This window comes from Streptomyces sp. RG80, from assembly GCF_040446465.1.
In the GTDB taxonomy this organism is placed as follows: domain Bacteria; phylum Actinomycetota; class Actinomycetes; order Streptomycetales; family Streptomycetaceae; genus Streptomyces.
The window spans coordinates 267356-293639 of sequence record NZ_JBEAAJ010000008.1 but is presented as its reverse complement, the minus strand read 5'-3'; the positions used below and the strand labels follow the sequence as shown (position 1 = coordinate 293639).

The window sequence follows — 26284 nt, the reverse complement described above, 5'->3', positions numbered from 1 at the left end:
CTTCCAAGCGCTCGGTACGACGGCCGTCCCGGGTCGCCTCAGGCCGTGCGGGCCGTCCCCGTCCCCTTCTCCGCGTCGAGGGCGTACACGCAGCGGTCCTTGCTGCACGCGTACACCACGCCGTCCCGGACGACCGGGGCGCCGGTGATCTCGCCGCCCGTCGCCAGCTTCCAGCGCAGCCGGCCGTCGTCGGCCTTCAGGGTGTACAGCAGATGGTCGGTGGAGCCGAAGTGGATACGGCCCTCCGCCACCGCGGGGGTGCCCACGATGTCGCCGCCCGCCTGGAAGCGCCACTTCGGGGTGCCGGTGACCGCGTCCAGGGTGTAGAGCCCCTTGCCGCTGCCCACGTGCACATGCCCCGCGACCACCAGCACCGGCTCGATCGAGGCCCGGGACTCGGTGGCGATGCGCCAGCGGTCGCGGCCGTCGGCGGCGTCGAGGGCGTAGACCGTGCCGAGGTAGTCGGCGAGGTAGACGCCACCGCCGGTCACCGCCGGGCCCGGCACGAAGGTCGGCGGGCACAGGAAGACCGCCGGGGCCTCGAAGTGCCACTTCACATGCCCGGTGGCGATGTCCAGCGCGAGCACCCGGGTGCCGGCCGAGACGTACACATAGCCGTCCGGCGCGTGCGTCACCCGGACCGGTACGCCGCCGCAGGAGACCGCGTCGCCGATGGGGTACGACCAGCGCTCGTCGCCGGTGCGGGCGTCCAGGGCCCGCAGCCGGGCGTCCTGCCAGACGTAGACCGTGCCGTCGTGCAGGGCAGGGCCCGCCTCGGGGGACTCGAAGTCCGTCTGGGCCCCGGTGACCTCCCAGAGCTTCTGGCCGTTCGAGGCCTCCCAGCCCTGGACGCCGCCGCCGCGGCTGCCGGTGACGACCGTGCCCCGGTCGGCCCTGAGCGAGTAGACCCAGGCGTCCGCCTGGAGCCGCCACAGGTCGGCGCCCTCACGGGCCTCCAGGGCGAAGAGGGTGGGGCCGTCGGAGGCGTGGATACGGCCGTCCGCGACCGCCATCGACCAGGCGACGTCACGCGTCTTGAAGCGGCGGCGGCCGGTGGCCACGTCGAGGGCGTGCACCTCGAAGGAGGTGACATAGACGAGGTCGTCGGCGACGGAGGGGGTGCCCCACACGTCGTTCGACATCCGGAACCGCCAGGGCCGCCAGCCGCCGCCCGGCTCCGGGGCCGGCGGCGGCGCGGGTACGGCGGGGTCGGCGCCGTTGACCCCGGGGCGGGGCTTGGACCAGCTGGCCACCAGGCCCGCCTCCGGCGGCGGCGCCTTCACGGCGGCGGCGCGGGCGTCGGCGACGCGCGGTCCGGGCCCGATCGGCACCTGGGCGCCCGCCAGGCGCACCGGGCCGGTGTCGGGGGCGCCGACGGGCACGGGTGCGGGGACGACGGGGTCGTGCGAGGGCGGCGGCGGTACGGGGGCGACGCGGCCCCCTCCGCTGCGGCCGCCGGAACCCGGCTTGACGGCGGGACGTCCGTTGCGGCGCCCCTCGATCAGGCTCACGGCCCGCTCGGGCAGCCAGGCCGACGCCGTACCGCTGTCGTCGGAGCCGGAGCCGAAGAGGTGGGGGGCCAGCTGGGCCTGGAGGTCGGCCGGGTTGGGGCGGCCGGTGGCCTCCATCTGCATACAGGACTCGATGAGCGGGCGGAGCTCGTCGGGCAGGCCTTCGAGGTCCGGGCCCTCGCGGAGCAGCATGAAGACCGTCTCGACCGGGTTGGCGCCGTGGAAGGGCAGGTGTCCGGTGGCGGCGAAGACCAGCATCGAGCCGAGCGAGAAGACATCGCTCGCGCCGGTCACGCTGCGGGAGTCCTTGGCCTGCTCGGGCGACATGTAGGCGGGGGTGCCGACGGCGACGTTCGTCATCGTCAAACGCGTGTTCGATACACCGGAGGCGATACCGAAGTCGATCACCCGGGGCCCGTCCTCGACCACCAGCACGTTCGACGGCTTGAGGTCACGGTGGACCAGTCCGGCGCCGTGGATCGACTGGAGCGCCTCCGCGACACCCGCCGCGAGCCAGCGCACCGCCTGGGCCGGCATGGGCCCGCACTCGTTCACTATCTCCTCGAGGGAGGGCGCGGGGACGTACGCGGTGGCGAGCCAGGGCACGGCCGCGCGCGCGTCGGCGTCGACGACGGCCGCCGTGTAGAAGCCGGAGACCGCGCGGGCCGCCTCCACCTCGCGCGAGAAGCGGACGCGGAACAGCTGGTCCTCGGCGAGCTCCGTCCGGACCGTCTTGATCGCCACGCGCCGGCCGGACGCCGAGCGCGCGAGATAGACCAGCCCCATGCCGCCGGCGCCCAGCCGTCCCAGCACCTCGAACGGCCCGATCCGCCGCGGATCGTGCTGTGTCAGCTGATCCACCACTTGCCTGCCACCTCCCCGTACGGGTCGCGTCACACCCTTATGCACGCGACCCCGTGCAGCGTCTCACCACCGCACCGCCATGGCGGCACGCACCCTGATTCTTCCTGGCCGAGGCGCAGGTTGCGAACCCGGGTACGAATCGGGATGTCTACCGCCAAACCGGGACGTATCACTGCTCCGGTCGGGCGGTGAGGCGTTCCAGTACGGCGAACGACGCCCCCTGATTGTCGGTGACGACGGCGACTTTCCCGTACGACGTCTCGAAGGGTGGAGCCTGGACGCGTCCGCCGAGCCGGGTCACCGCGGCGACGGCCGCCGCACAGTCCTCGACTCCGAAGTGGACGAGAAAGTGGGGCGGCATCTCGGCCGGAAAGACGTCGGAGACCGGGGCGCGGCCGAAATCGGGCTTCGCGTCCGGTCCGAAGAGGGCGTCGTGGAAGAGCCCGCCGTAGAAGGTGTTGGCGGCCTCGGTGTCCCGCGCGTACAACTCGGCCCAGACGAACGTGCCCGGCTCGTGCCGTACGCCGAAACCGGGGTGGGAGTCCGGCTCCCAGAGGCCGAAGACGGCCCCCTCCGGGTCGGTGACCAGGGCGCTGGTGCCCAGGTCGCCGACCGGCATGGGGGCGGTGACGACCTGTCCGCCGGCGGCCCAGACCCGGTCGGCGAGGCCCTCGATGTCGGGGGTCGCGAAGTACACCGTCCAGACGGTGGGCATCCGCCCGTCCGCCTTGTGCGCCAGCGCGGCGACCGGCTCACCCCCGTGCAGGGCCTGTACGGCCCCGCCGTAGCGCTGCTCCTCGAAGGTCCACCCGAAGAGCTCACCGTAGAACCGCTTGCCCGCCTCCACGTCGGGAAGCTGTGCGTCCACCCAGCACGGGACGCCCTCTCCGTACGTGGATGCCCTGTTTTCGGCCATACCGCCAAACTAACGGCGACTCACGCGGCGCGCAGACCAGCGCACCAGGGCCTGCCCGGCGGATCAGGTCGGCACAGAGCGACGGCACTTGTCAACTCTCCCGAGCGGGGCCTGGTGCGTCCAGCTGCAAGGCGGAGGAGGGCGTCGACGCGGAGCGTCGGCAACCGACGACAACGCCGCAGATGGGCGCACCAGGCCCCGCGACGCCGGCATGATCCGCCGGGCAGGCCCTGGCCCCAAGGAGCCCTCGCACCCCATTTGCAGTCGGCCGAATCGCGCTCCGATCACCCCTCGGTAAGCTGACGGCATGACAGGACAAGTGCGTACCGTCGACGGCCGCGTGGCCGGCCGGCGTGGGCAGGCGACCCGGCAGAAGCTGCTCGACTGCCTCAGCGAGATGCTCAGCTCCTCCCCTTACCGGGACGTCAAAGTCATCGATGTCGCCCGGAAGGCGGGGACTTCGCCCGCCACCTTCTACCAGTACTTCCCGGACGTCGAGGGCGCCGTCCTGGAGATCGCCGAGCAAATGGCCACCGAGGGCGGGCAGTTGACCCAGCTGCTCGAAGGGCGGTCCTGGGTCGGCAAGGCCGGCTGGACGACCGCCCAGGAACTCGTGGACGGGTTCCTGGAGTTCTGGCGCCGCAACGACGCGATCCTCAGGGTCGTCGATCTCGGGGCCGCCGAGGGCGACAAACGGTTCTACAAGATCCGTATGAAGATCCTGAACTCCGTGAACAACTCCCTGGCCGACTCGGTCACCGAGTTGCAGTCCAAGGGCAAGGTCGACAAGGACGTGAACCCGGCGGCGGTCGCCGGTTCGCTGGTCGCGATGCTCGCGGCGGTCGCCTCGCACCAGAAGGGCTTCCAGACCTGGGGCGTCAAGCAGGCCGAACTCAAGCCGAACCTGGCCCTGTTGGTCCACCTGGGCGTGACCGGCAAGAAGCCGACGAAGTAGCCGGCGTCCCCGTCAGGCGTCTCTTTTCAGGCACCAAGTCCTGTCAGGCAGGCGGTGGTTCACACAGGTGAGCCGCCGCCTGCCGTGCATGTCCGGCCACGTACGCAGGCACTTACGCAGGCAACGGCCGGTCCTTCACCACGTGCTTCATCACCAGCGTGGACGTCAGCCGCTGCACCCCCGGCAGCGTGGCCAGACGCTCGTCGTACAGCCGCTGGTACGCGGCGAGGTCGGCGGTGACCACCCGCAGCAGATAGTCCGGCTCCCCGAACAGCCGCTGCGCCTCCTGCACCCCCGCCACCTCCGCGATCGCCCGCTCGAACTCGGCGACGGTGTCCCGGTCCTCCTGGCGCATGGTGACGAAGACGAGCGCCTCGAAGTCAAGGCCGACCGCCGAGGGCTCCACGACCGCCCGGTAGCCGCTGATGGCACCGGCCCGCTCCAGCTCCCGCAGCCGCCGGTGACAGGGCGAGACGCTGAGCCGCACCCGGGCCGCCAGCTCGGTCACCGTCAGCCGCCCGTCCTGCTGGAGCTCGGCAAGAATTTTCCGGTCCACGTCATCCATGGGGAAGATTCTTCCCTCAATGCCGCGATCATGGGCAAATTTCGGGAACACTTTCGGGCCATTCACGCCTAATGTCCCCGGCATGGACATCGGGCTGCTGCTTTCCTTCCTCGCCGTCGACCTGCTGCTGGTCTGCGTACCGGGCGCCGACTGGGCGTACGTGATCGCGGCCGGGGTGCGTGGGGCGTCGGTGGCGCGGGCGGTGGCGGGCCTGGTCGCGGGGTACGCGCTGCACACCGCGCTGGCGGTGGCGGGGCTCGCCGTCCTGGTCGCGAGCTCACCCGGGCTGCTGACCGCGCTGACGGTGGCGGGCGCCGCGTATCTGGTGTGGCTGGGCTGGGGCGTCCTGCGCCGCCCGGCGACCCCGGAGGCGGACGCCGGGGCGCGCGGCGGACTGTTCCTGCGCGGCGCCGCGATCAGCGGCCTGAACCCCAAGGGCCTGCTGCTCTACCTCTCGGTGCTGCCCCAGTTCCTCGTCACCCGGGGCACGCACCCGCCGGTGGCCCTCCAGACGGCCGTGCTCGGCGTCCTCCACATGGCGTGCTGCGCCGCCGTCTACCTCGCCGTCGGCACCCTCTCCCACACCCTGCTGGCCGCCCGCCCCCGAGCCGCCCGCGCGGTGACCCGCACCTCCGGGGCGGCGATGCTGGGCATCGGCGCGGTCCTGCTGGCGCAGCACACGCTATGACTCGCGCGGGACGATCCTGAAGAGCCGTATCTCCCGCTCGATCCGCGCCTGATACGTCGCGTACGGCGGCCAGAACGCCAGCGCCGCCTTCCATACGGCGGCCCGCTCCTCGCCCTCCAGCAGCTGGGCGCGCACCGGGATGTCCGTGCCCTTCCAGCTGATCTCGGCGTCGGGATGGGCCATCAGGTTCGCGGTCCAGGCGGGGTGCCCGTCCCGTCCGAAGTTGGACCCGATGAGGATCCAGCGGCGCCCGTCCTCCTCGGGCATACAGGCCAGCGGCGTCCGCCGGGTCAGTCCGCTTCGTGCCCCGGTCGAGGTCAGGATGACCCCCGGCAGCATCTGCGCGCTGAGGATGACCTTCCCGCGCGTGAGCCGGTGGACGGCCCGGTCGAGGGCCGGGATGACGTGCGGGGCCACCTTGGCGAAGCCCCGCGTCGAGGAGATCCGCTGCACCACGCGTTCACCGATCACACCGTCACCTCCGGCTGTCCCGGTCCGAAGAGCCGCGCCGCGTCGGCCGCGTGCGCCCGCAGCCGGTGCACCGGCCCGAACAGCAGCTCGTCGCCGGCGGCCCGCTTGAAGTACAGCTGGACGTCGTGCTCCCAGGTGAAGCCGATGCCCCCGTGCAACTGGATCCCCTCACCGGCCGCGTCCCGCAGCGCCTCCAGTCCCTGAGCGAGGGCGAGCCCGCCGACCCGTTCCCCGTTCGCCGTGGCCCAGGCCGCGTAGTAGGCCGCCGAACGCGCCGCCTGCACCCGCACATACACCTCGGCGAGCCGGTGCTTGACCGCCTGGAACGACCCGATCGCCCGCCCGAACTGCTCCCGCTGCTTCACGTACTCGACGGTCTTCTCCAGCACCCGGTCGGCGGCCCCGACGGCCTCACAGGCGAGTACGGCGGCGGCCCTGTCCCCGTGCCGGGCGAGCGCGCCGAGCACATCCGCGTCCTCGTGGCCCAGCAACTCGGCGTCGACGTCACGCAGTTGGAGCCGGGCGAGCGGCCGGGTGGCGTCGAGGGCGGTCTGCCGTACCCGCACCAGTCCGTCGGTGTCCCCGGGGACGAGGAAGAGCAGGGTGCGGGAGCGGGCGAACCCGCCGGCGTGCGCGGCGACGAGCAGCGTCCCGGCGGAGTGCCCGTCGAGGACGTGCTCGATCTCCCCGTACAGCCGCCATCGGTCACCGGCGCGGCGGGCCTGTATGCCCCCGGCGCGACCCCCGCCCGCCCAGTCGCCGTCGTTGTCCGCGACGAGCGCGAGGCCGGCGGCGGGTGCGGCGAGGGTGGCGGTGAGCGAGCCGGCGGCGAGCCGCGGGAGCAGTTCGCCGCGCTGGGCGTCGGTGCCGAGCGCGAGGATCAGCGGGGCGGTGAGGACGGCGGTGGCGAGCAGCGGCGAGGGGGCGAGGGCCCGCCCGGTCTCCTCCGCCGCGAGGGCGAGCTCGGTGACGGAACATCCGACACCGCCGTACGCCTCGGGAAGGGCGAGGCCGGGCAGGCCGAGCTGTTCGGCAAGGGCGGTCCACAACCCGGCGTCGTACCCGGTGGGGCTGTCGACGGCGGCGCGCAGCTCCTCCGCTCCGCACCGCTTGTGCAGCAGTTCGCGCAAGGCGCGGCGGATCTCGTCCTGTTCGGCGGTGAAGCCGGCGTCCATGGCGACCCCTTCCCTCCGGATCTGACGGTCCGTCATATTAGGAGCGGTCGGTCGAGATGCACAGACAGAGGGAGAGACCTTTCATGACTGGCGGAACCCGCAAGGTCGCCGTGGTCGGCGTGGCGCTCTCCGACTGCGGCCGGGTGGACGACGCGACGCCGTACACCCTGCACGCGCAGGCCGCGCGCCGGGCGCTGGCGGACGCGGGCCTCGACCGGTCCCTGGTGGACGGCTTCGCCTCGGCCGGGCTCGGCACGCTGGCGCCGGTCGAGGTCGCCGAGTACCTGGGCCTGCGCCCGAGTTGGGTCGACTCCACCTCCGTGGGCGGCTCGACGTGGGAGGTCATGGCGGCCCACGCGGCGGACGCGATCGCCCTGGGCCACGCGAACGCCGTACTCCTGGTCTACGGCTCGACGGCCCGCGCGGACATCAAGGCGGGGCGGCGCACCGGGAACCTGTCCTTCGGCGCGCGCGGCCCGCTCCAGTTCGAAGTCCCCTACGGTCACACGCTGATCGCCAAGTACGCGATGGCGGCCCGCCGCCACATGATCGAACACGGCACGACGATCGAGCAGTTGGCGGAGGTCGCGGTCCAGGCCCGCGCGAACGCGGCGCTCAATCCGGACGCGATGTTCCGCACCCCGATCACGGTCGACGAGGTCCTGTCCGGCCCGATGATCGCGGACCCCTTCACCAAGCTGCACTGCTGCATCCGCTCCGACGGCGGGGCGGCGGTCCTGCTGACGTCGGAGGAGTACGCACGGGACTGCCGCACCGACCCCGTCTGGATCCTCGGCACCGGCGAACACGTCTCCCACGCCACGATGTCGGAATGGCCCGACTTCACGGTCTCCCCCGCCGCGGTGAGCGGCCGCCTCGCCTTCGAACGGGCCGGGATACGCCCCGACGAGATCGACCTCGCCGAGATCTACGACGCCTTCACCTACATGACCCTCGTGACCCTGGAGGACCTGGGCTTCTGCGGAAAGGGAGAAGGGGGTTCCTTCGTGGAGAAGGGCCGCCTGAAGGTCGAGGGCGGGGATCTGCCGGTCAACACGGACGGCGGCGGCCTGTCGGCCCAACACCCCGGCATGCGAGGCCTGTTCCTGCTGGTCGAGGCGGTACGACAGCTGCGGGGCGAGGCGGGCGCCCGGCAGGTACGACGCCGAGACGGCGCTCTGCCGGGGCTGGCGGTGGCTTCGGGGACCGGGGGGTGGTTCTGCTCTTCGGGGACGGTGGTGCTGGGGCGGGGGTGAGCCGGGTGGGCGTCACGCGATGGTCACCGCCGCTCTCGGCCCGCGCAAACGGACGGCGGCGGTGACGCGGTGAAGGCGACGAGTTGCTGGGCGGCCGTGAGTTGGAGCGTCACAGGGTCATCGGCCCGATGCGTCATTCCCCCGTGCTGCCCTACCGGCGCCGGGTGCTGACTACGGTTCGGCTCGAACCCTGACGACCGCCTCGTCATTGTCCGGATCCGGGTCCCGGCGGCCCACGTCCCACGGGGTCGTCGGAGTCGACGGCTCCAGGGACAGGGTGCCGTCGGACGGTTCGCCGAGGGTCATCGTGAATTCGAAGGTGCGGGTCTTGCCGGGGGGCAGGTCGCCGACGGGGCAGGTGTAGGTGTAGCCGTTGTTCTCGCAGTACGGCTGGTAGGCGCCGTCGTCGTACTCCTCCATGGGCTGTTTCAGGACGGTCGTGCCGAGGGGTGGGCTGAAGACGAGGTCGGCGGCGGCGTTGGCGTCGGCGGGGCCGTTGTTGCGGACCGCGAGGGAGAGGGTGCGGCGGTCGCCGGGGGCGCCGGTGAGGGTGGCGTCGGAGACCTCGTAGTCGGCGTGGGAGTCGAGGACGACGGAGGTGCTGCCGCCGCCGGCGACGAAGGCGCCCTGGGCGGGCCCGGTCCTCGTGACCTTCAGTGGTGGTCCGTCGCCGGGGTCGCCGCCCTCCGGGTACGTGTCGTAGTGCCCGGGGCCCATGTCCAGCGCCCAGACGTCCTTGCCATAGGAGACGTACATGTCCGACTCCGCCGTACGCAGCCGCACGGCGGGCCGGATCGTCACGGTCTCCCCCGGGTCGAGCGTCAGCTTCGGCCACTCGCACACGGCGGTGTGCCCCTTGTTCTGGTCCGGGTAACGGCAGTTGGCGTACCGCTGCGCGAACTCCAGCGTGTCCGCGCTCAGTTCCAGCCCCAGACCCCTGACCGGCACCTCGCCGGTGTTCCGTACGACGAGGGGGTCGGTCAGCACCGCGCCGGGGCGGGGGCCGTCCTTGACGTACTCGGGCGCCAGCGCCTCCACGACCGGCTCACCGACGACGAACCGGGTCCGCGCGGTCAGCTTCTCGCCGCCTTTCGTGGTGTACGTGTACGTCACGACCGCCGAGTCCCCGACCTCGACCCCCTTCGCCGCCACCACCTTGGCGCGGGGCGCGTCGGCCCAGTTGCTGTAGTCGCCGTCGACCTCGCACGTCGCGTGGGCGGAAGTGCCGTGACAGCCGCCGTACTTGCGGATCTTCACCGTGTTCTCGGCGCCCTTCGGCACGTCCGCCGTGAGCCTGCGGACACCGGGCCCGTCGCCGTCCTCCGCCGTGAGGGCGTACGGCGTCTTGTCGTGCGGGCCGGCCTTGTCGCCGCTGGGGCGCAGGTAGTAGACGGACGGCGCCGATATGGACGGCCTCTCGCCGAGGCTGCCGACGCCGCACCCGGCGAGGGACGCCGCGAGGAGAACGGCGGCCGCCACGGGGGCTCTCCGTTTCGCGTGCACGGGATCAACGTATCGGGGAACACCCTTCCCCCGGACGGGTGTTGTGGCACAGGACAGCCACGACCAGACCGAGGAGAACCGCCATGGCACTTACCCGGTTGGAGCGCGAGCAGTTCCTGGCCGAACCGCATGTCGCCGCGCTGTCGGTGGACGGCGAGGAGGGCCGCGCCCCGCTTTCCGTGCCGATCTGGTACCAGTACGAACCCGGCGGCGACATCTGGATCCTCACCGGCCTCGGCTCCCGAAAGCAGCGCCTGATCGACGCCGCGGGCCGCTTCTCCCTCCTCGTGGACACGGTCGAGCCGACCCTGAAGTACGTGTCCGTGGAGGGCCCGGTCCTCGACACCACCCCTGCCACGGTGGAGCTCCTGCGGGAGATCTCGGCCCGCTATCTCCCGGCCGAGAAGGTGGAGGCGTACGTCGACTACGCCTGGAAGAACCACGGCGAGCAGGTGATCATCCACATGCGCCCGGAGCGCTGGGCGACGGCGGCCATCGGCTCGCTGTAGCCACTTGGCGCGGACGCGAGCCCGGTCCGCGCGAGAATCGGGGCATGGGAACAGATCTTCACGAACTCCTGAGATCACTGCGGGTATGGGCCCCGGAGGCCACCACCCTGCCCCCCTTCGACCCCGCCACGGCCCCCGCCGAGCCGCTCCCCCTCTTCACGGAGTGGTTCGCGGAGGCGGTGGCGGCGGGCCAGCCCGAGCCGCACACGATGTCCCTGGCGACCTCGGACCCCGACGGCCTCCCCGACGTACGCACGGTGATGCTGCACGGCGCCGACACCGCCGGCTGGTCCTTCGCCACCCACCTGAGCAGCCGCAAGGGCCGCCAGCTCACGGCCCGTCCGTACGTGGCGCTCGGCTTCTACTGGCCCGTCCTCGGCCGCCAGGTCCGGATCCGCGGCCCGGTCACCGCCGCCCCGTCCGAGGAGGGCCAGGCCGACCTCCACGCCCGTTCGACGGGCGCCCTGGCCGCGGCCCTGACCGGGCGGCAGAGCGAGGCCCTGGGCTCCCTGGAGGAGCTGGCCCAGGTGTCCGAGGCGGCCTGGACCGAGGTCCAGCGCACCCCGGACGCCCCGGTCCCGACCTGGACGCTCTACCGCCTGGTCCCCGACGAGGTGGAGTTCTTCCAGGGGGACGCCCAGCGGCGGCATGTGCGGCTCGCCTACCGCCGTACGAAGGCGGCAGCGGGAGCGGAAGGTGCGGCGGAAGCCTGGAGCCGGACCCTGCTCTGGCCCTGAAACGGCGCCTCACTCGAGGAAGTCGTACACCTCGAAGTCCGCCACCCCGCGATAACCGACCCGCTGATACAGCCCGTTGCTCGTGGGGTTGGCCAGGTCCGTGAAGAGGAGCACCTCCCCGGCCCCGGCCTCCCGCGCGGCCCGGCTCGCCGCGACCGTCGCGGCGCCCGCGTACCCCCGGCCCCGCAGCTCGGCCGGCGTGTAGACGGGGGCCACCCGGGTCTGTCCGGCGACCATCGGGAGGGTGCCGGCCATGGCGAGGGGCTCGCCGTCCGGGGACTCCCAGAGCACGGTCCCGCCGCGTTCGATGCGGATGTCGGCCCAGTCCCCGGCGTCCCGGGGGGCCTCGTTCCCGACGTCGGTGACGAACGCCGCGTACCAGCGCATGAGCAGCTCGCGGTCGGGTGGCCCGGCGATCCGGGACTGTCCCTCAGGCGCGGGCGTCGGCTGGGTCAACTCGCCGAGCCGGTAGAGACGTTGGCGCTGACGCAGGTCGGTCTTGGCGCCGGTGTGCCGTTGCCACGCCTCGGCGAAGGCCCGGGCCGTCGCCCGCTCCCCGGACACCCCGGGCAGGGTGTGCCCGAGACCGGCGAGGTGCTCGGCCAGCGCTTCCGCCTCCGCCGGGGCGAGCGGGGTGAGGGTCAGCCGGTGGGGCGGCGTACGGAACCAGCCCCCGCGGACCGCCCCGGCCGCCTCCAGCGCCCCGAAGACCGGCGCCTCGGTCCCGTACGCCCGCGGCCCCCGCGCCCGCAGGGTCTCGGTGACGGTGAGCGGGACGGTGTGCAGCACCGGCCGGGAGTGCAGGAAGGTTCCGGCAGCTTCGAGGAACGCGTCGAGATCCTCGAACAGGGTCCACCTCATCGCACCCCCACCTCCGGATCGGTGGCCAGCCGGGCGTGCAGGTGCACATCCCGGAAGGCGTCCTGCCGTCCCGCCTCGAACATCGCCCCGCGCAGCGTCCCCTCGTAGGGGAAGCCGCATCTCTCGGCTATCCGGCAGGACGCGTCGTGGCCGAGGGCGTGGCCGAGTTCGAGGCGGTGCAGGCTCAGGTCGGTGAAGGACCAGCGGGCGACGAGGGTGAGGGCGCGGGCGGCGACGCGGTGGCCGCGGGCCTCGGGGAGGACCCAGTAGCCGATCCGGGCGACGCGGATGACGTGGTCGATCTCGTGGACGCCGACGTGCCCCAGCGTCGTACCGCTGGCGGCGTCGGTGACACGGAAGCCGATGCTGACGCCGTCCGCCGCGGCCTCGGCTCCGGCGCGGAGCGAGGCGCGGGCGCCTTCGAGGTCGGTGACCGTCTTGAGGGGGGTGTTCCAGCGCCGGAACTCGGGGTCGGAGCGGCCGCGCAGCCAGGCCGCCGCGTCGGCGTCGGAGTCGGGGTTCCAGTGCCGCAGCCGCAGCCCGTGGCCGAGCAGTTCGGGAGCGGGGTGGCTCGGGGACCGTTCGCGTGTATGGGCCATCGGGCCATTGAATACGGAAGGAGCCCGACGATCACCCCCTCGGCCGGAACACCTGGGTCCCTTTCGGCCGGAACGCCCCGGAACCTACGGGGTGTTCGGCCGGAACACCGGGATCCCTTGCCGGAAAGCGACCTCCAGGGCCATGCCCGGCCGCAGTTCGTCCGCCACGGCGTCCACCACTTCCGTCATCATCCGTGGCCCCTCGGCGAGTTGGACGACCGCGGCGACGTACGGGGTGCGTTCCCCGAACGGCGGCAGGTCGTTGCGGTGGACGACGGACCAGGTGTACAGCTCGGCCCGGCCGCTCGCCGGCTCCCACGCCACGTCCTCGCTCCAGCAGTGCGGGCAGAACTCGCGCGGGTAGTGGTGGGCCCGCCCGCAGGCCCCGCAGCGGCGCAGGAGCAGCCGGCCCTCCTCGGCGGCGTCCCAGTACGCGCGCGTGAAGGCGTCGGCCTCCGGGACGTCGAAGCGGGCGGTCATCAGAACCATCCCAGCGCCGCGTCCAGCGACCAGTTCTGCCACGACATCCCGAACAGCGCGACCACGGAGATCAGCGCCATCATCGCGTTCTGCCCCTGCTCGGCCCAGTCGTGGATCATCAGCGTGAAGTAGAGGACGTTCAGGAGCAGTCCGCCGATCAGCGCGGCGGGCGTCAGCAGGCCGGCCACCAGGCCGAGACCGACGGCGAGTTCGGCGTACACGACGACGTACGCCATCGTCCGCGGGCGGGGCGCGACCACCACCTCGAAGCCCGAACGGACCGCGTTCCAGCGGTGTTTGGCGGCGACGTCCGCCGCCCACGCGATGCCGGTGCCGCGCTCGAACCAGCCCTTCTTGTCCTTGTGCCGCCAGCTCTCCAGCCACCACAGTCCGAGCCCGATCCGCAGCAGGGCGAGCCACTGCGCCCCGGTGAGCCAGATGGAGTCCATGGATCTGACGGTACGTCAGATAAAGCCTCGCAGGGAAGACCGTGTGCCCCACCTGGGAGAAACCTGTGCGGTGACCCCGAGGCTGTGCGCCCGCCATGAATCCCGGCAGATTGTTGGCAATCCTGTTGGCACTCCAATACGTTCGCAACCGCAAGGAGAACCGACGGCGATCCCGGGATCGAGCGAGCGAGAGGCACCACCGTGAAGCACAGGGCAGTCAAGCGCAGGAGCGTCGTGCTGGGCATCGGCGCGACGGCCGGAGTCGCGGCGGTCGGCGGCATCGCCCTGACCGCCCAGGCCGAGAGCAGGGACAGTGGCACCTCCACCGGCTCGGACGCCCTGGTCTTCGACAAGGACGCCTACACGACGAAGACGACCACCGTCACCGACACCGACGGCGCCGAGCACAGCGTCACGTACCGCTTCTGGAAGGCCGTCACCTACGTCGCCAAGCCGGTCGACGAGGCCTACCAGTCGCTCGTCGTCAGCGCCCCGGTCGAGATCGACGGCAAGACGGTCGACCCGAGCGACGCGCCGATCCTGTTCGCGAACTCCGTCGGCGGCTACATGCCCTCCTCCGTCGCGGACGCCACCGGTGTCGGAGCCGGCGGCATGGCCATGGGCGGCGGCGCCGGCGCACCCAGCGGCGCCCCGACCGAAGCCGCGAGCGGCGGCTCCTCCTCCGCCGCTCCCAACGCGAACGAGAACACCAACGCCAACGGTGGCGCGACCGCGAGCAACCAGCTCCTCGCCCTGGCCGCCGGGTACGTCGTCGTCGAGCCCGGCGCCCGCGGCCGTACCCTCAAGAGCTCCGCCGGCGAGTACTACGGCACCGCGCCCGCCGCGATCGTCGACCTCAAGGCCGCCGTACGGTACGTCCGCTTCAACAAGGGCCGCATCCCCGGCAACACCGAGCGGATCGTCTCCGCCGGCACCAGCGCGGGCGGCGCCCTGTCCTCGCTGCTCGGCGCCTCCGGTGACAGCAAGCTCTACGACAGGCTGCTCGAGGAGATCGGTGCCGCCGACGCCTCCGACTCGGTCTTCGCGGTCGGCGCCTGGTGCCCGATCACCGACCTGGAGCACGCCGACGGCGCCTACGAGTGGAACTGGGGCACCAACGCGCTCAGCACCGGCAAGCAGGCCGACCAGAGCGTCTCCAAGGAGCTCCGGTCGCAGTTCGCCGAGTACCAGGCATCCCTCAAACTGCGCGGTCTGAACGGCTTCGGGACGCTGAACGCCCGCAACTACGACGCGTATCTGCTCAAGCAGTACATGGAGCCGTCCGCGACGACGTACCTCGCGGCCCTCTCGGACTCCGACCGTGCGACCTACCTGGCGAAGAACACCTTCATCACCTGGTCCGGCGGCAAGGCGTCCTTCTCCTGGGACGACTACCTGACCCATGTCGGCGCCCGCAAGAAGACCGTCCCGGCCTTCGACGCCTTCGACCTGTCGGCCGGCGAGAACAACCTGTTCGGCGCGGGCACCACCGAGAGCCGCCACTTCACCGCGTACGGCGCGAAGAACGACTCCACGGGCCTGAGCTCCAAGCGGGTCGCGAGCGACCTCGCCGCGACGCTGCACCTGATGAACCCGATGTACCACCTGGAGCGGAAGAACCCGGGCCGCGCCAAGCACTGGTGGATCCGCCTCGGCACCAACGACACGGACACCTCGCACGTGGTCTCCGCCAACCTCGCGGCCGCCGCGAAGGGCCTGGGTGACGACGTCAACCACCTCTACTACTGGGACCAGGGCCACGGCGCGAACACCGACCCCGGCGACTTCATCACCTGGATCGCCAAGGTGACCGGCCACAAGAAGCGGTAACCCCCCAAGAACGCGGTGCCGGTTTCCCGTCATAAGAACCTGGCCACCGCACCCACGGCGCCGAGCCCCGCGTACGCGGCCTCGGCGCCGTGGCCTTTCCGCACTCCTCCGGCACAACCAGGTGACGTACGCCACGAGTCCCACCCACTCCTCCTACAGGCGTGATCAATCCGAAACCAATTCCGGTCTTGACCGAGACCCATCAACCGGAAGCCTGATTACGCTCGCGGACATGGCCGACTCCGCCGACACCACCGCGCCCTCCGCCGCCCACCCCGTGTACGTCATCGGCGGCGGCCCCGGCGGGCTCGCCGCCGCGTACGCGCTGCGGGCCCAGGGCATCCGTGCCGTGGTGCTGGAGAAGTCCGACCGCGTCGGGGCGTCCTGGCGGCGCCACTACGACCGGCTCCATCTGCACACCACCCGCCGTCTCTCGGCCCTGCCCGGACTCGCGATGCCGCGCCGGTTCGGCCGCTGGGTGGCCCGCGACGACGTGGTGCGCTACCTGGAGAAGTACGCCGAGCACCACGAACTGGAGACGGTCACCGGCGTCGAGGTCTCCCGCGTCGAGCGCTCCCCCGACGGCACCGGCTGGCTCCTGCACGCCACCGGCGGCCGTGAACTGACCGGCGCCGCGGTGATCGTCGCGACCGGCTACAACCACACCCCGCTGATCCCCGACTGGCCGGGCCGCAAGGCGTACACCGGCGACCTCGTCCACGCCGCCGAGTACCGCAACCCCGAGCCCTACGCCGGCCGTGACGTCCTGGTCGTCGGCGTCGGCAACACCGGCGCCGAGATCGCCGTGGACCTGGTGGAGGGCGGGGCCTCCCGGGTCCGGCTGGCGGTGCGCACCGCCCCGCACATCGTCCGCCGCTCCACGGCCGGCTGGGCCGCGCAGTACACGGGGGTGCTCGTACGACGGCTCCCGGTCGGGCTCGTCGACCGCCTCGCCCGGCCCATGGCGAAGCTCAGCGTGCCGGACCTGTCCGCGCACGGTCTGCCCCGCCCCGACACCGGCCTCTACAGCCGGGTCAAGGAGGGCGCCATCCCGGTCCAGGACGTCGGTCTCATCGACGCCGTTCGCAAGGGCCGGGTCGAGGTCGTGGCCGCCGTCGACAGCTTCGACAAGGCCGAGGTGGTCCTCGCCGACGGCACCCGTGTCGACCCGGACGCGGTGATCGCGGCCACCGGCTACGCCCGCTCCCTGGAGGACCTCGTCGGCCACCTCGACGTCCTCGACGCACGAGGGCTGCCGGTCGTCAACGGGCCGCGCTGCCCCGACAACGCCCAGGGCCTGTTCTTCACCGGGTACGTCACTCCCATCAGCGGCACCTTCCGCGAAGTGGCGCTGGACGCCGAGCGGATCGCGAAGAGGATCGCCAAGGACCGGGCCGGGCAGGTCTCCAGACTCCCCGTCTGACGCAGGAACCCCCGACCGACGCAGAAACCCCCAACTCGCTGACGTGCGCCTTTCGTTACTCCTGAGTCAGAAGTGACGAGAGAGCTGTACGGCGCCACCGCATGGGGCCAGAATGTGAGCACTGTTCATGTTCTGGCTCCACTCCAACCTCTCGCTCCCGACGGAGGATGCACGTGGCACGCGAAAGACAGCTCTCCCGCCGCTCCCTGCTGGGCGGTGCCGCCGCGGCCGGCGCCGTCACCCTGACCGGCACCGCCGCCTCGCCCGCCGCCGCGGCCACCCGTGAGGCCGACGTGGTCGTCGTCGGCGCCGGGCTCGCCGGGCTCACGGCCGCCCGCGACCTGGTGGCGGCCGGCAAGTCCGTGATCGTCCTGGAGGCCCGGAACCGCGTCGGCGGCCGGGTCGTCAACCTCTCCCTCGCCAACGGCGGGGTCACCGAGGGCGGCGGCGAGTTCATCGGCCCGACCCAGGACCGTATGAAGGCGCTCGCCGACTCTCTCGGCGTGGAGACCTTCGCGACCTACAACACCGGCAAGAACCTCCTCTACAAGGACGGCAAGAAGACCGCGTACGCCACCGACGGTCTGCTCGGCTCGGTCCCTCCCATCGACGCGGCCGGTCTCGCCAACGCCGCGATCGTGCAGGCCACCCTGGACGACCTGGCCAAGCAGATACCCGTCGACGCGCCCTGGACCGCGGCGAAGGCCGACGAATGGGACCGCCAGACCTTCGAGACCTGGCTGCGCGCCAACGCCGTGATCCCGTCGGCGAAGTTCCTCTTCGACGTGGCCTGCACATCGATCTTCTCGGCCGAACCCCGCGAACTGTCCTTCCTGTTCGTGCTCTTCTACATCGCTGCCGCCGGCAACGAGACCAACGTCGGCACCCTGGAGCGGCTCACCGAGACCGCGAACGGCGCCCAGGAGCTGCGTTTCGTCGGCGGCTCCCAGCTGGTGCCGATCAAACTCGCCGCCACCCTCGGCGACCGGGTGGTACTCAACGCCCCGGTGCGCTCCATCGCCAAGTCCGGCGCCAAGTACGTCGTCACGGCCGATGGCACCACCGTCACCGCGAAGAAGGTCGTCGTCGCCGTACCCCCGCCTATCGCCGCCCGCATCACCTACGACCCGCTGCTTCCGGCCGCCCGGGACCAGCTCACCCAGCGTCTGCCGATGGCCTCGGTCGGCAAGGCGATCGCGATCTACGACACCCCGTTCTGGCGTGCCGACGGTCTCAACGGCCAGGTGGTCAGCGACACCGGCGTGGTGAGCTCCACGTTCGACAACTCCCCGCCCGACGCGTCCTACGGCGCGCTGATGGGCTTCATCGAGGCCGACGAGGCCCGCAAGTACGACGGGGCGAGCGAGGCGGAGGTCAAGGCGGCCGTCCTGAAGGACTACACGACGTACTTCGGCGCGAAAGCGGCCTCCCCCACCTCGTTCGTCCTGCAACGCTGGAACAACGAGGCCTACACCCGCGGTGGCCCGGTCTCCATCGCCGCGCCCGGCGTCCTGACCCAGTACGGCCCGGCTCTGCGCGCCCCGGTCGGCGGCATCCACTGGGCCGGCACGGAGACCTCCATCCACTGGATGGGGTTCATGGACGGTGCGGTGCGGTCGGGCGAGCGGGTGGCGAAGGAGGTCGTGGCGGTGCTGTGAGCGGTGCCGAGGCGGGCCTTCTCGCCGACCCGGTGGACGGTCCTGCCCAACTTTGTGTGCACAGCCATTCCTGACACAGCGTCAGTTCCTTTAATCTGACACTGCGTCAGTTAATCGCTGTCACACAGGAGCGGGCGGACCGATGCTTGGATCAACCCACGGCACCCTCACCACCGACTCCCGCCGGGCCCGGGTCATCGCTTGCGGCGAGCAACCCGGGCCCGCCGTCCACGGCAGGCCGGCCGACGTCGACGACCTCGACGTCAGCGGCCGCCCGCTGTACGGCGACGTCCCCGATCTGGACCGCTTCTTCCGGCCGGAGTCGGTCGCGGTCATCGGCGCCTCGGACACCGAGGGGCGCCCGAACACCGGCGTCACCCGCCAGCTCCTCGACTGGGCCGAACGCGTCGGGGCCCGGCTGCACCCGGTGCATCCCAGCCGGCCGTCCGTCTTCGGCATCCCCTGCGTACCGTCCGTCGCCGACCTGCCCGAACAGGTCGACCTCGCCGTCCTGCTGGTCTCCGATCCGCTGCCGGTGATCGAGGAACTGGCCGAGGCCAAGGTGAGGTTCGCGGTCGTCTTCGCCTCCGGCTTCGCGGAGACCGGCGAGGCGGGCGCGGCCGCACAGGCCCGACTGGCCACGGCCGTACGGCGGTCCGGGATGCGGCTGCTCGGGCCCAACACCAACCTCAACGCCTTCGAGCGGTTCCGCGACGACCTCGAAGGACCGGGAATCGCTCTGATCACCCAGTCCGGGCACCAGGGCCGCCCGGTCTTCGCCCTCCAGGAACTCGGAATCCGCCTCACCCACTGGGCGCCGACCGGCAACGAGGCCGACCTGGAGACCGCCGACTTCCTCTCGTACTTCGCCGAGCGGCCCGAGGTCGGCGCGATCGCCTGCTACGTGGAGGGCCTGAAGGACGGCCGCTCCTTCCTCCTCGCCGCCGACCGGGCCGCCCGCCGCAAGGTGCCGGTGGTCGCGGTCAAGGTGGGCCGCACCGAGACCGGCGCCCGCACGGCCGCCTCCCACACCGGCAAACTGACCGGCGCGGACGCGGTGGTGGACGCGGCGATGCGGCAGTACGGCGTGATCCGGGTCGACGGTCTCGACGAACTCCAGGACACGGCCGCCCTGTTGGCCCGCGCCCGCCCGCCGCAGGCCGACGGGGTCGTCGTCTACTCCATCTCGGGCGGCACCGGAGCGCACTTCGCCGACCTGGCGACGGGGGCGGGCCTGAGGCTGCCCACGCTCACAGCCGCCAAGCAGGCCGAGCTGCACCAGTGGATACCCGAATACCTGAACGTGGCCAACCCCGTCGACAACGGCGGCCACCCGGTCGGCGACGAACGCGGCCGGAAGATCATCGACGCCATCCTCGACGACCCCTCGGTCGGCGTGCTGATCTGCCCGGTCACCGGCCCCTTCCCACCCCTCAGCGACAAGCTGGTCCAGGACCTGGTGGACGCGGCCGAGCGCACGGACAAGCTGGTCTGCGTGGTCTGGGGCTCCCCGGTCGGCACCGAACCGGCGTACCGCGAGGTACTGCTCGGCTCCTCCCGGGTGGCCACCTTCCGCACGGCCCGCAACTGCGTCACCGCGGTCCGCGCCTATCTCGACCACCACCGCTTCGTCGCGGGCTACCGCTCCCCGCTCGACGAGGCCCCGCGCACCCCGTCCCCCTCCTACCGCAAGGCACAGGCCCTGATGCGGCCGGGCCAGCAGCTCAGCGAGCACGCGGCGAAGCAGCTGCTGCGGGCGTACGGCATCCGGGTGCCGCGCGAGCAGCTGGTGACCAGCGCGGCGGCGGCCGTCCGGGCTGCGGGACTGGTGGGCTACCCGGTGGTGATGAAGGCGTCCGGCGCGCAGATCGCCCACAAGACCGAGCTGGGCCTGGTGAAGATCGGCCTCACCTCCGCCAGCCAGGTCCGGGACGCCTACCGGGAGCTGACCGACATCGCCCGCTACGAGGGCGTCTCCCTGGACGGCGTGCTGGTCTGCCAGATGGTCGAGCGGGGCGTCGAGATGGTCGTCGGCGTCACCCACGACGAGCTCTTCGGACCGACCGTGACGGTGGGCCTCGGCGGGGTCCTGGTCGAGGTGCTGCGCGACACCGCCGTACGCGTACCGCCCTTCGGGGAGGAACAGGCCCGGGACATGTGCGGGGAACTGCGCGGGCGGGCCCTGCTGGACGGGGTCAGGGGGCGTCCACCGGCGGATCTGGACGCGCTCGTCGAGGTCGTCCTGCGGGTGCAGCGGATGGCGCTGGAACTCGGGGACGAGCTGGCCGAGTTGGACATCAACCCGCTGATGGTGCTGCCGCGCGGCCAGGGTGCCGTGGCGCTGGACGCGCTGGCGGTGTGCCGTTGATGGCGCGGGAAGGGGCACGGCAGGAGAGCGGTGTGCCGTTGGTGGCGCCGGTGGGGGTACGGCAGGAGACCCGCGACCACGTCCTGCACCTCACGCTCGACCGGCCCGAGGCCCTCAACGCCCTCGCCCCCGAGCACCGGGACCACCTCATCGCGTGGCTCGGCGAAGCCTCCGGTGACCCGGACGTACGGGCCGTGGTGCTGACCGGCACCGGCCGGGGGTTCTGCGCGGGCGCGGATCTGCGCGGCTCGGCCGCGACGGGCGACCGGGTCCCCGGTGACGTGGCCCGTACGATCCGGCTCGGCGCCCAGCGGCTGATCGCGGCCGTCCTCGACTGCGAGAAACCGGTGATCGCCGCGGTGAACGGCACCGCGGCGGGCATCGGCGCGCACCTCGCGTTCGCCTGCGACCTGGTCCTGGCGGCGGAATCGGCCCGTTTCATCGAGGTGTTCGTCCGGCGCGGTCTGGTGCCGGACGGCGGCGGCGCGTATCTGCTGCCCCGTCTGATCGGTCCGCAGCGGGCGAAGGAGCTGATGTTCTTCGGCGACGCGCTCACCGCTTCCGACGCCGAGCGGCTGGGCCTGGTCAACCGGGTCGTGCCGGACGGGGAGTTGGCGAAGACCGCCGCCGAGTGGGCGGCCCGGCTCGCCACCGGCCCCACCCGCGCCCTCGCCCTGACCAAACAGCTCGTCAACGCCTCCCTAGACACCGACCGCACCACCGCGTTCGCCGCGGAGGCCGCCGCACAGGAGATCAACATGACGACCGCGGACGCCCAGGAGGGGGTGGCGAGTTTCGTGGAGCGCAGGAGCCCGGAGTTCAGGGGCCGGTGAGGATCCAGAGCTCCCCGCCGTCCGGATCCCCGAACAGCACGAACAACTCGGGGTCGGCCACCGTTCCGCCGATCGTCCAGTACGTCGTCCTCCCGCACTCGCCGTCCAGCCGTACGACGACACCGTCCCGCTCCTCGGGACCGTCCTCGGCGTAGGGGTCCTCTCGGCCCTCCCGGTCCAGGCTCCAGGTGCCGGTGCCGTCGCACCGGTCGTAGTCCCAGCCGCCGGACCGGGCGGGCAGTGCGGTGAGTTCGGCCCGTCCGTCGGGGCGCAGGGTCAGCGCGGCGCCGTCGTCGCCGCGCCAGACGCCGGTGAGCTGCCGGGCGGACAGCACGGGAGGCTCGTACTCCCTGATCAGCCCGGCGGCCGTGGCCACGCCCGCGCCGACGAGGACCAGCACACACAGGCCGACGGTGGCGCAGGCGGAACGGAACCACACGCCGAGGAGCCCCCACGTCCGCCGCTCGGCCCGCGCCCGGCGGCGTACGTGACCGACGGCCAGGAGGGGGAGCAGGGCGAACCCGGCGACGTACAGGACGACTTGAAGCGATGCGGCCCTGAAGACGGCCGACCAGACCACGCTCAGCAGGGCCACGCCCAGCAGCGCCCACAGCCACCGCGGGCCGCCCGCGCGCCGCGCCGCCACGCGCGCGAAGACGGTCACCGGCATCGTGAAGAGAGCCGCGTACAGGGTCGCGAGGACGGGCAGCACGATCAGGAGCAGCAGGAAGAAGGCGCCGGCGAGACCGCCGCCCAGACCCCTGCCGTAGTCGTCGTCGCCGAAGGTCCCCACCCACGCGATCAACCCGAGCACCGGAACCTGCGCCGCCGCGGTCGCCGCCGCCGCGTGCACCTCGGGCCACTTCCAGCCACTGTCTTCCCACCCCATGCGCGCAGCGTACGCAGCCGCCCGCCCCGCCTCCCCGCACCCCTTCCCATCTGACGCACCGTCAGCTTCAATGAGGGATGTGATGGGACAAGCAGGCATGGCCGAGGCCGCCGTCCGCTATCTCCGGTCGGCCGGCCGGGCGGCGCCCGTGGAGGCGCTGCCCCGCCCCGAGCTGCGCTGCGTCCGCGAGGGCGAGCGCGCGCCGGTCGGACAGGCCGAGTTCCGGCGGGTGCTGGGGAGCTTCGCGACGGGCGTGGCCGTGATCACGGCACCCGCCGCCGAAGGCGAGGGCGCCCAGGACGGCCCCGCCGGCCCCGCCGGTTTCGCCTGCCAGTCCTTCTCCTCCCTCTCCCTCGACCCGCCGCTGGTCGCCTTCATGGTCGGCCGTACGTCGACGACCTGGCCGCGCATCGCCCGCGCCGGGGTCTTCTGCGTCAACGTCCTCGCCGCCCACCAGGGCGAGCTGTGCCGGGGCTTCGCGGTGAGCGGCGCGGACAAGTTCGCCGGAGTGGCCTACGACGCCGCGCCCGTCTCCGGCGCACCGCGCCTCGCGGACACGCTCGCGTGGATCGACTGCACGATCCACGCGGTGCACACCGGCGGCGACCACCTCGTCGTGGTGGGACGGGTGGACGCCCTGGGCGCGACGGACGACGAGGACCGGGCACCCCTGCTGTTCCACAAGGGGCGGTTTCTTTAGTCGTTATCCGCTCTTGCGTGACCTGCGCCTCTTCCGGGCCGGTGGACGAAGCACTCGCGCGGGATATCCTCGTTAGGACTGCACTACTAAGAAGTACAGTCCTAAGGAGCGCCGGTGCACCACGCAAAGCCCCCCAAGCCACCACGGGTCTTCGACCGCGCCCCCGAATGGGAAGCGCTCACCGCTTTCGCGAGCCGTCCCGCGCCGCACGCCATGCTCGGGATCGTCAGCGGCAGGCGGCGTATGGGCAAGACCTACCTGCTGAGGGCACTCGTCGAGCAGTACGGGGGCTTCTACTTCGGGGCCACGGCCGGGACCGAGGCGGAGTCCCTCCGTCAGTTCGGCGCCGCGCTGGCCGAGCATGCCGGTTCCCCGGTGCCCTTCGCCTTCGCCACCTGGGACCACGCGATGTCATACCTCTTCGGGCTCGCCGCTCCCGGGCAGCGGGCTCCCGGTGATCCGACGGGGGCCGACAACCACTTCCTGATCGTCATCGACGAGTTTCCCTATCTCGCCAAGGTGGCTCCCGAGCTCCCCTCACTCATCCAACGCGAGATCGACCGCTTCCAAGTGGAGGAGAGCCGCGCGCGGCTGCTCCTGTGCGGATCGGCGATGTCAGTCATGGGCGGCCTGCTGGCCAGCACCGCGCCGCTACGGGGCCGGGCCCAGCTCGAACTCGTCGTCAGGCCGTTCGGATACCGGGCGGCGGCGGACTTCTGGGGGGTGACGTCCGCTCCCGCGCTCGCCGCCCGGCTGCACGCCGTCGTCGGCGGCACCCCCGCCTACCGTCGCCAGTTCCTGGCCGACGATGTCCCCACGGGCCTGGAGGACTTCGACGACTGGGTCTGCCGGACGGTCCTCTCCCCGTACAGCCCGCTGTTCCGCGAAGCGCGCTATCTGCTCGCCGAGGAGGCGGACATCCGCGACACGGCGCTCTACCACTCCGTGCTGGCCGCCGTCGCACAGGGCAACACGACTCGGGGCGGGATCGCGGGCTACATCGGCAGGAAGTCCGTCGACATCTCCCACCCCCTCAACGTGCTGGAGGACAGTCATCTGCTGGCCCGGGAGGCCGATGTCTTCCGGGCCGGGAAATCGCAGTACCGCATCACCGAGCCGCTGATCAACTTCTACGAGGCCGTCATGCGCCCCGCATGGCCCCGGCTGGAGAGCGGCCAGGCGGCGGAGGTGTGGGCACAGGCCGCAGAGCGGTTCGCGGCGCAGGTGGCGGGTCCGCACTTCGAGGCGGTGTGCCGTGAGTACGTACTGGGTCCTGGACGGTCGCTGCTGAGCACGTCCCTCGGCGAAGTGGGCAGCGGCGTCGTGACCGACTCGAAGAACCGCCGCCAGATCCAGGTCGACGTGGCCGTCGTCGAGCGGGGATCCGGCGGAAGCCGTTCCTCGGTCTCCCTCCTGGGCGAGGTGAAGTGGGGCACGGTCATGGGCACCGCCCACCTGGAGCGCCTGGCCCGAGCCAGAGAGCTGCTCTCCGCTCGGGGCGTCGACACCTCGCACTGCGGGCTGGCGTGCTTCAGCGCGGCGGGTTTCAGCGAGGCCCTGCGGACCGAGGCGGCACGCGGCGGGGTCCTGCTGATCGGTCTCGCCGAGTTGTACGGGCGGGCGATGCCGACAGGATTCCTCGTCTGAGCGGGTCGGGCAGTGTCGGCCACGACGGTGCCGCAGCCGAACACCGTCACATCGCCGCTACGCCAGGCCCACCGCAGGAGTCGGCTTCCGCCGGATCACCAGCGCCATCAGCGCCGCCGCCGCGCACAGCGCCCCGGAGAAGTACCAGACCATGTCGTACGACCCGAAGGCGTCCCGCGCCACACCGCCGAGGAAGGCCACCAGCGCCGCCCCGACCTGGTGCGAGGCCAGCACCCAGCCGAAGACGATCGCGCTGTCCTCGCCGTACTGCTCCCGGCACAGCGCCACGGTGGGCGGGACGGTGGCGACCCAGTCCAGGCCGTAGAAGACGATGAAGAAGAGCATCGGCGGATGGACGCTGGGCGCCAGCAGCATCGGCAGGAAGAGCAGCGAGATGCCGCGCAGCGCGTAGTACATCGCGAGCAGGCGGCGCGCGTCGAAGCGGTCGGTGAACCAGCCGGAGGCGATCGTGCCGACGACGTCGAAGACGCCGATGACCGCGAGCAGCGAGGCCGCCGCCTGGACCGGCATGTGCGCGTCGTGGGCGGCGGGCACGAAGTGGGTCTGGATCAGGCCGTTGGTGGAGGCGCCGCAGATCGCGAAGGTGCCGGCGAGCAGCCAGAACGGGCCGGTGCGGGCCGCTTTGAACAGCACGGTGACCGCGCGGCGGGCGGCGCCCGGCACGGGCTCCGGCTTGGGTACGAACTCCTTCGACCCGTACGGCTTCAGGCCCACGTCGGCGGGGTGGTCGCGCAGCAGCAGCCAGACGAAGGGGACGACCGTGAGGGCGGCGAGGGCGACGGTGACGGCCGCCGGGCGCCAGTCGTGCTTCTCCACCATCCAGGACAGCACCGGCAGGAAGATCAGCTGGCCGGAGGCGGAGGCGGCGGTCAGGATGCCGGTGACCAGGCCGCGCCGCTCGGTGAACCAGCGGTTGGTGACGGTCGCCGCGAACGCCAGCGCCATCGATCCCGACCCGAGGCCGACCAGGAGACCCCAGTACAGCATCAGCTGCCAGGCCGCCGTCATCCACACCGTCAGCCCCGACCCGACCGCGATCACGGTCAGCGCGACGGCGACGACCCGGCGGATGCCGAAGCGGTCCATCAGCGCGGCCGCGAACGGGGCGGTGAGCCCGTACAGGGCGAGGTTGATGGAGACGGCGGCGCTGATGGTGCCCCGCGACCAGCCGAAGTCCTCGTGCAGCGGGTCGATGAGCAGCCCGGGAAGCGACCGGAAGGCGGCCGCGCCGATGATCGTCACGAAGGTGACGGCGGCGACGAACCACGCCCGGTGGATACGCGGCTTTCTCGGGCGCGGGGTGTCCTGGGCGGCCGCTGCGGCCTCTGTCGTCTGAGTCACGTCATAGAGCATCGCGGCCGGATCCCACCGCATCG

At 72.1% G+C, this 26284-nt stretch carries 24 protein-coding genes; 12 read left to right on the top strand and 12 right to left on the bottom strand.

Annotation, left to right across the window (positions count from 1 at the left end):
* Positions 1–38: 38 nt before the first annotated feature.
* Positions 39–2375: a protein serine/threonine kinase AfsK gene (gene afsK / locus ABKA17_RS28235; protein WP_353695069.1), complete on the bottom strand. Its 2337-nt coding sequence runs from the start codon at positions 2373–2375 to the stop codon at positions 39–41.
* 169 nt (positions 2376–2544) lie between these two features.
* A complete protein-coding gene (gene kbpA / locus ABKA17_RS28230) occupies positions 2545–3291 on the bottom strand; it encodes an AfsK-binding protein KbpA (RefSeq protein ID WP_353695068.1) in 747 nt (248 codons plus the stop codon).
* Positions 3292–3610: 319 nt separating this feature from the next.
* On the opposite strand from kbpA, the gene ABKA17_RS28225 reads away from it, so the two are divergent.
* Positions 3611–4246: a TetR family transcriptional regulator gene (locus tag ABKA17_RS28225; protein ID WP_353695359.1), complete on the top strand. Its 636-nt coding sequence runs from the start codon at positions 3611–3613 to the stop codon at positions 4244–4246.
* Between the two features lie 112 nt (positions 4247–4358).
* Here ABKA17_RS28225 and ABKA17_RS28220 read toward each other — a convergent pair whose 3' ends face one another.
* Positions 4359–4811, bottom strand: a complete 453-nt coding sequence (locus tag ABKA17_RS28220; protein WP_353695067.1) for an Lrp/AsnC family transcriptional regulator — start codon at positions 4809–4811, stop codon at positions 4359–4361.
* Between the two features lie 82 nt (positions 4812–4893).
* On the opposite strand from ABKA17_RS28220, the gene ABKA17_RS28215 reads away from it, so the two are divergent.
* Positions 4894–5499: a LysE family translocator gene (locus tag ABKA17_RS28215; protein WP_353695066.1), complete on the top strand. Its 606-nt coding sequence runs from the start codon at positions 4894–4896 to the stop codon at positions 5497–5499.
* Here the strand turns inward: ABKA17_RS28215 and ABKA17_RS28210 are convergent.
* Complete coding sequence (locus tag ABKA17_RS28210; protein WP_353695065.1) at positions 5494–5970, bottom strand: nitroreductase/quinone reductase family protein; 477 nt, start codon at positions 5968–5970, stop codon at positions 5494–5496. The two genes, ABKA17_RS28215 and ABKA17_RS28210, sit on opposite strands and share 6 nt — an antisense overlap.
* Positions 5967–7145 carry an acyl-CoA dehydrogenase family protein gene (locus ABKA17_RS28205; RefSeq protein ID WP_353695064.1) on the bottom strand — a complete coding sequence of 393 codons (1179 nt, stop codon included), beginning with the start codon at positions 7143–7145 and terminating at the stop codon, positions 5967–5969. Before ABKA17_RS28205 ends, ABKA17_RS28210 begins: the two co-directional genes overlap by 4 nt.
* 83 nt (positions 7146–7228) lie before the next feature.
* Here ABKA17_RS28205 and ABKA17_RS28200 point away from each other — a divergent pair, with 83 nt between their 5' ends.
* Positions 7229–8401 carry a thiolase C-terminal domain-containing protein gene (locus ABKA17_RS28200; RefSeq protein WP_353695063.1) on the top strand — a complete coding sequence of 391 codons (1173 nt, stop codon included), beginning with the start codon at positions 7229–7231 and terminating at the stop codon, positions 8399–8401.
* 171 nt (positions 8402–8572) lie between these two features.
* Here the strand turns inward: ABKA17_RS28200 and ABKA17_RS28195 are convergent, their stop codons facing one another.
* Positions 8573–9880 carry a COG1361 family protein gene (locus ABKA17_RS28195; protein ID WP_353695062.1) on the bottom strand — a complete coding sequence of 436 codons (1308 nt, stop codon included), beginning with the start codon at positions 9878–9880 and terminating at the stop codon, positions 8573–8575.
* A 107-nt stretch (positions 9881–9987) separates the two neighbouring features.
* Between ABKA17_RS28195 and ABKA17_RS28190 the strand changes: the two genes are divergently transcribed.
* Both ABKA17_RS28190 and ABKA17_RS28185 read left to right on the top strand, forming a co-directional pair.
* Positions 9988–10413 (top strand): pyridoxamine 5'-phosphate oxidase family protein, encoded by a 426-nt coding sequence (locus tag ABKA17_RS28190; protein WP_353695061.1) that lies wholly within the window; start codon positions 9988–9990, stop codon positions 10411–10413.
* Positions 10414–10457: 44 nt separating this feature from the next.
* Positions 10458–11150, top strand: coding sequence for a pyridoxine/pyridoxamine 5'-phosphate oxidase (locus tag ABKA17_RS28185; RefSeq protein ID WP_353695060.1), 693 nt, complete (start codon positions 10458–10460; stop codon positions 11148–11150).
* A gap of 9 nt (positions 11151–11159) precedes the next feature.
* Here ABKA17_RS28185 and ABKA17_RS28180 read toward each other — a convergent pair whose 3' ends face one another.
* The 4 genes from ABKA17_RS28180 to ABKA17_RS28165 all read right to left on the bottom strand — a co-directional run bounded on the left by ABKA17_RS28180 (position 11160) and on the right by ABKA17_RS28165 (position 13539).
* On the bottom strand, positions 11160–12011 hold the full coding sequence (locus ABKA17_RS28180; protein ID WP_353695059.1) for a GNAT family N-acetyltransferase: 852 nt from the start codon (positions 12009–12011) through the stop codon (positions 11160–11162).
* On the bottom strand, positions 12008–12610 hold the full coding sequence (locus ABKA17_RS28175) for a GNAT family N-acetyltransferase (protein ID WP_353695058.1): 603 nt from the start codon (positions 12608–12610) through the stop codon (positions 12008–12010). The genes ABKA17_RS28180 and ABKA17_RS28175 overlap by 4 nt, the downstream gene beginning before the upstream one ends.
* Positions 12611–12694: 84 nt before the next feature.
* On the bottom strand, positions 12695–13090 hold the full coding sequence (locus ABKA17_RS28170; protein WP_353695057.1) for a Zn-ribbon domain-containing OB-fold protein: 396 nt from the start codon (positions 13088–13090) through the stop codon (positions 12695–12697).
* The gene (locus tag ABKA17_RS28165; protein ID WP_353695056.1) at positions 13090–13539 is read right to left on the bottom strand and encodes a DoxX family protein; all 450 of its coding nucleotides are present in this window, start codon (positions 13537–13539) and stop codon (positions 13090–13092) included. The genes ABKA17_RS28170 and ABKA17_RS28165 overlap by 1 nt, the downstream gene beginning before the upstream one ends.
* A gap of 201 nt (positions 13540–13740) precedes the next feature.
* Between ABKA17_RS28165 and ABKA17_RS28160 the strand changes: the two genes are divergently transcribed.
* The 5 genes from ABKA17_RS28160 to ABKA17_RS28140 all read left to right on the top strand — a co-directional run bounded on the left by ABKA17_RS28160 (position 13741) and on the right by ABKA17_RS28140 (position 21651).
* Complete coding sequence (locus ABKA17_RS28160; RefSeq protein WP_353695055.1) at positions 13741–15369, top strand: subtype B tannase; 1629 nt, start codon at positions 13741–13743, stop codon at positions 15367–15369.
* A gap of 232 nt (positions 15370–15601) precedes the next feature.
* A complete protein-coding gene (locus tag ABKA17_RS28155) occupies positions 15602–16792 on the top strand; it encodes a flavin-containing monooxygenase (RefSeq protein ID WP_353695054.1) in 1191 nt (396 codons plus the stop codon).
* A 173-nt stretch (positions 16793–16965) separates the two neighbouring features.
* Positions 16966–18450 (top strand): flavin monoamine oxidase family protein, encoded by a 1485-nt coding sequence (locus ABKA17_RS28150; protein WP_353695053.1) that lies wholly within the window; start codon positions 16966–16968, stop codon positions 18448–18450.
* Positions 18451–18592: 142 nt separating this feature from the next.
* Entirely contained in the window at positions 18593–20818 is a 2226-nt protein-coding gene (locus ABKA17_RS28145) for an acetate--CoA ligase family protein (RefSeq protein ID WP_353695052.1), read from the top strand.
* The gene (locus ABKA17_RS28140; protein ID WP_353695051.1) at positions 20818–21651 is read left to right on the top strand and encodes an enoyl-CoA hydratase/isomerase family protein; all 834 of its coding nucleotides are present in this window, start codon (positions 20818–20820) and stop codon (positions 21649–21651) included. The genes ABKA17_RS28145 and ABKA17_RS28140 overlap by 1 nt, the downstream gene beginning before the upstream one ends.
* Here the strand turns inward: ABKA17_RS28140 and ABKA17_RS28135 are convergent.
* Entirely contained in the window at positions 21638–22540 is a 903-nt protein-coding gene (locus ABKA17_RS28135; RefSeq protein ID WP_353695050.1) for a hypothetical protein, read from the bottom strand. The genes ABKA17_RS28140 and ABKA17_RS28135 overlap by 14 nt on opposite strands.
* A gap of 82 nt (positions 22541–22622) precedes the next feature.
* Between ABKA17_RS28135 and ABKA17_RS28130 the strand changes: the two genes are divergently transcribed.
* Entirely contained in the window at positions 22623–23240 is a 618-nt protein-coding gene (locus ABKA17_RS28130) for a flavin reductase family protein (protein ID WP_353695049.1), read from the top strand.
* Positions 23241–23483: 243 nt separating this feature from the next.
* A complete protein-coding gene (locus ABKA17_RS28125) occupies positions 23484–24887 on the top strand; it encodes an AAA family ATPase (protein WP_353695358.1) in 1404 nt (467 codons plus the stop codon).
* Between the two features lie 57 nt (positions 24888–24944).
* On the opposite strand, the gene ABKA17_RS28120 is transcribed toward ABKA17_RS28125, so the two are convergent.
* Positions 24945–26249 (bottom strand): MFS transporter, encoded by a 1305-nt coding sequence (locus ABKA17_RS28120; RefSeq protein WP_353695048.1) that lies wholly within the window; start codon positions 26247–26249, stop codon positions 24945–24947.
* Between the last annotated feature and the right edge of the window lie 35 nt (positions 26250–26284).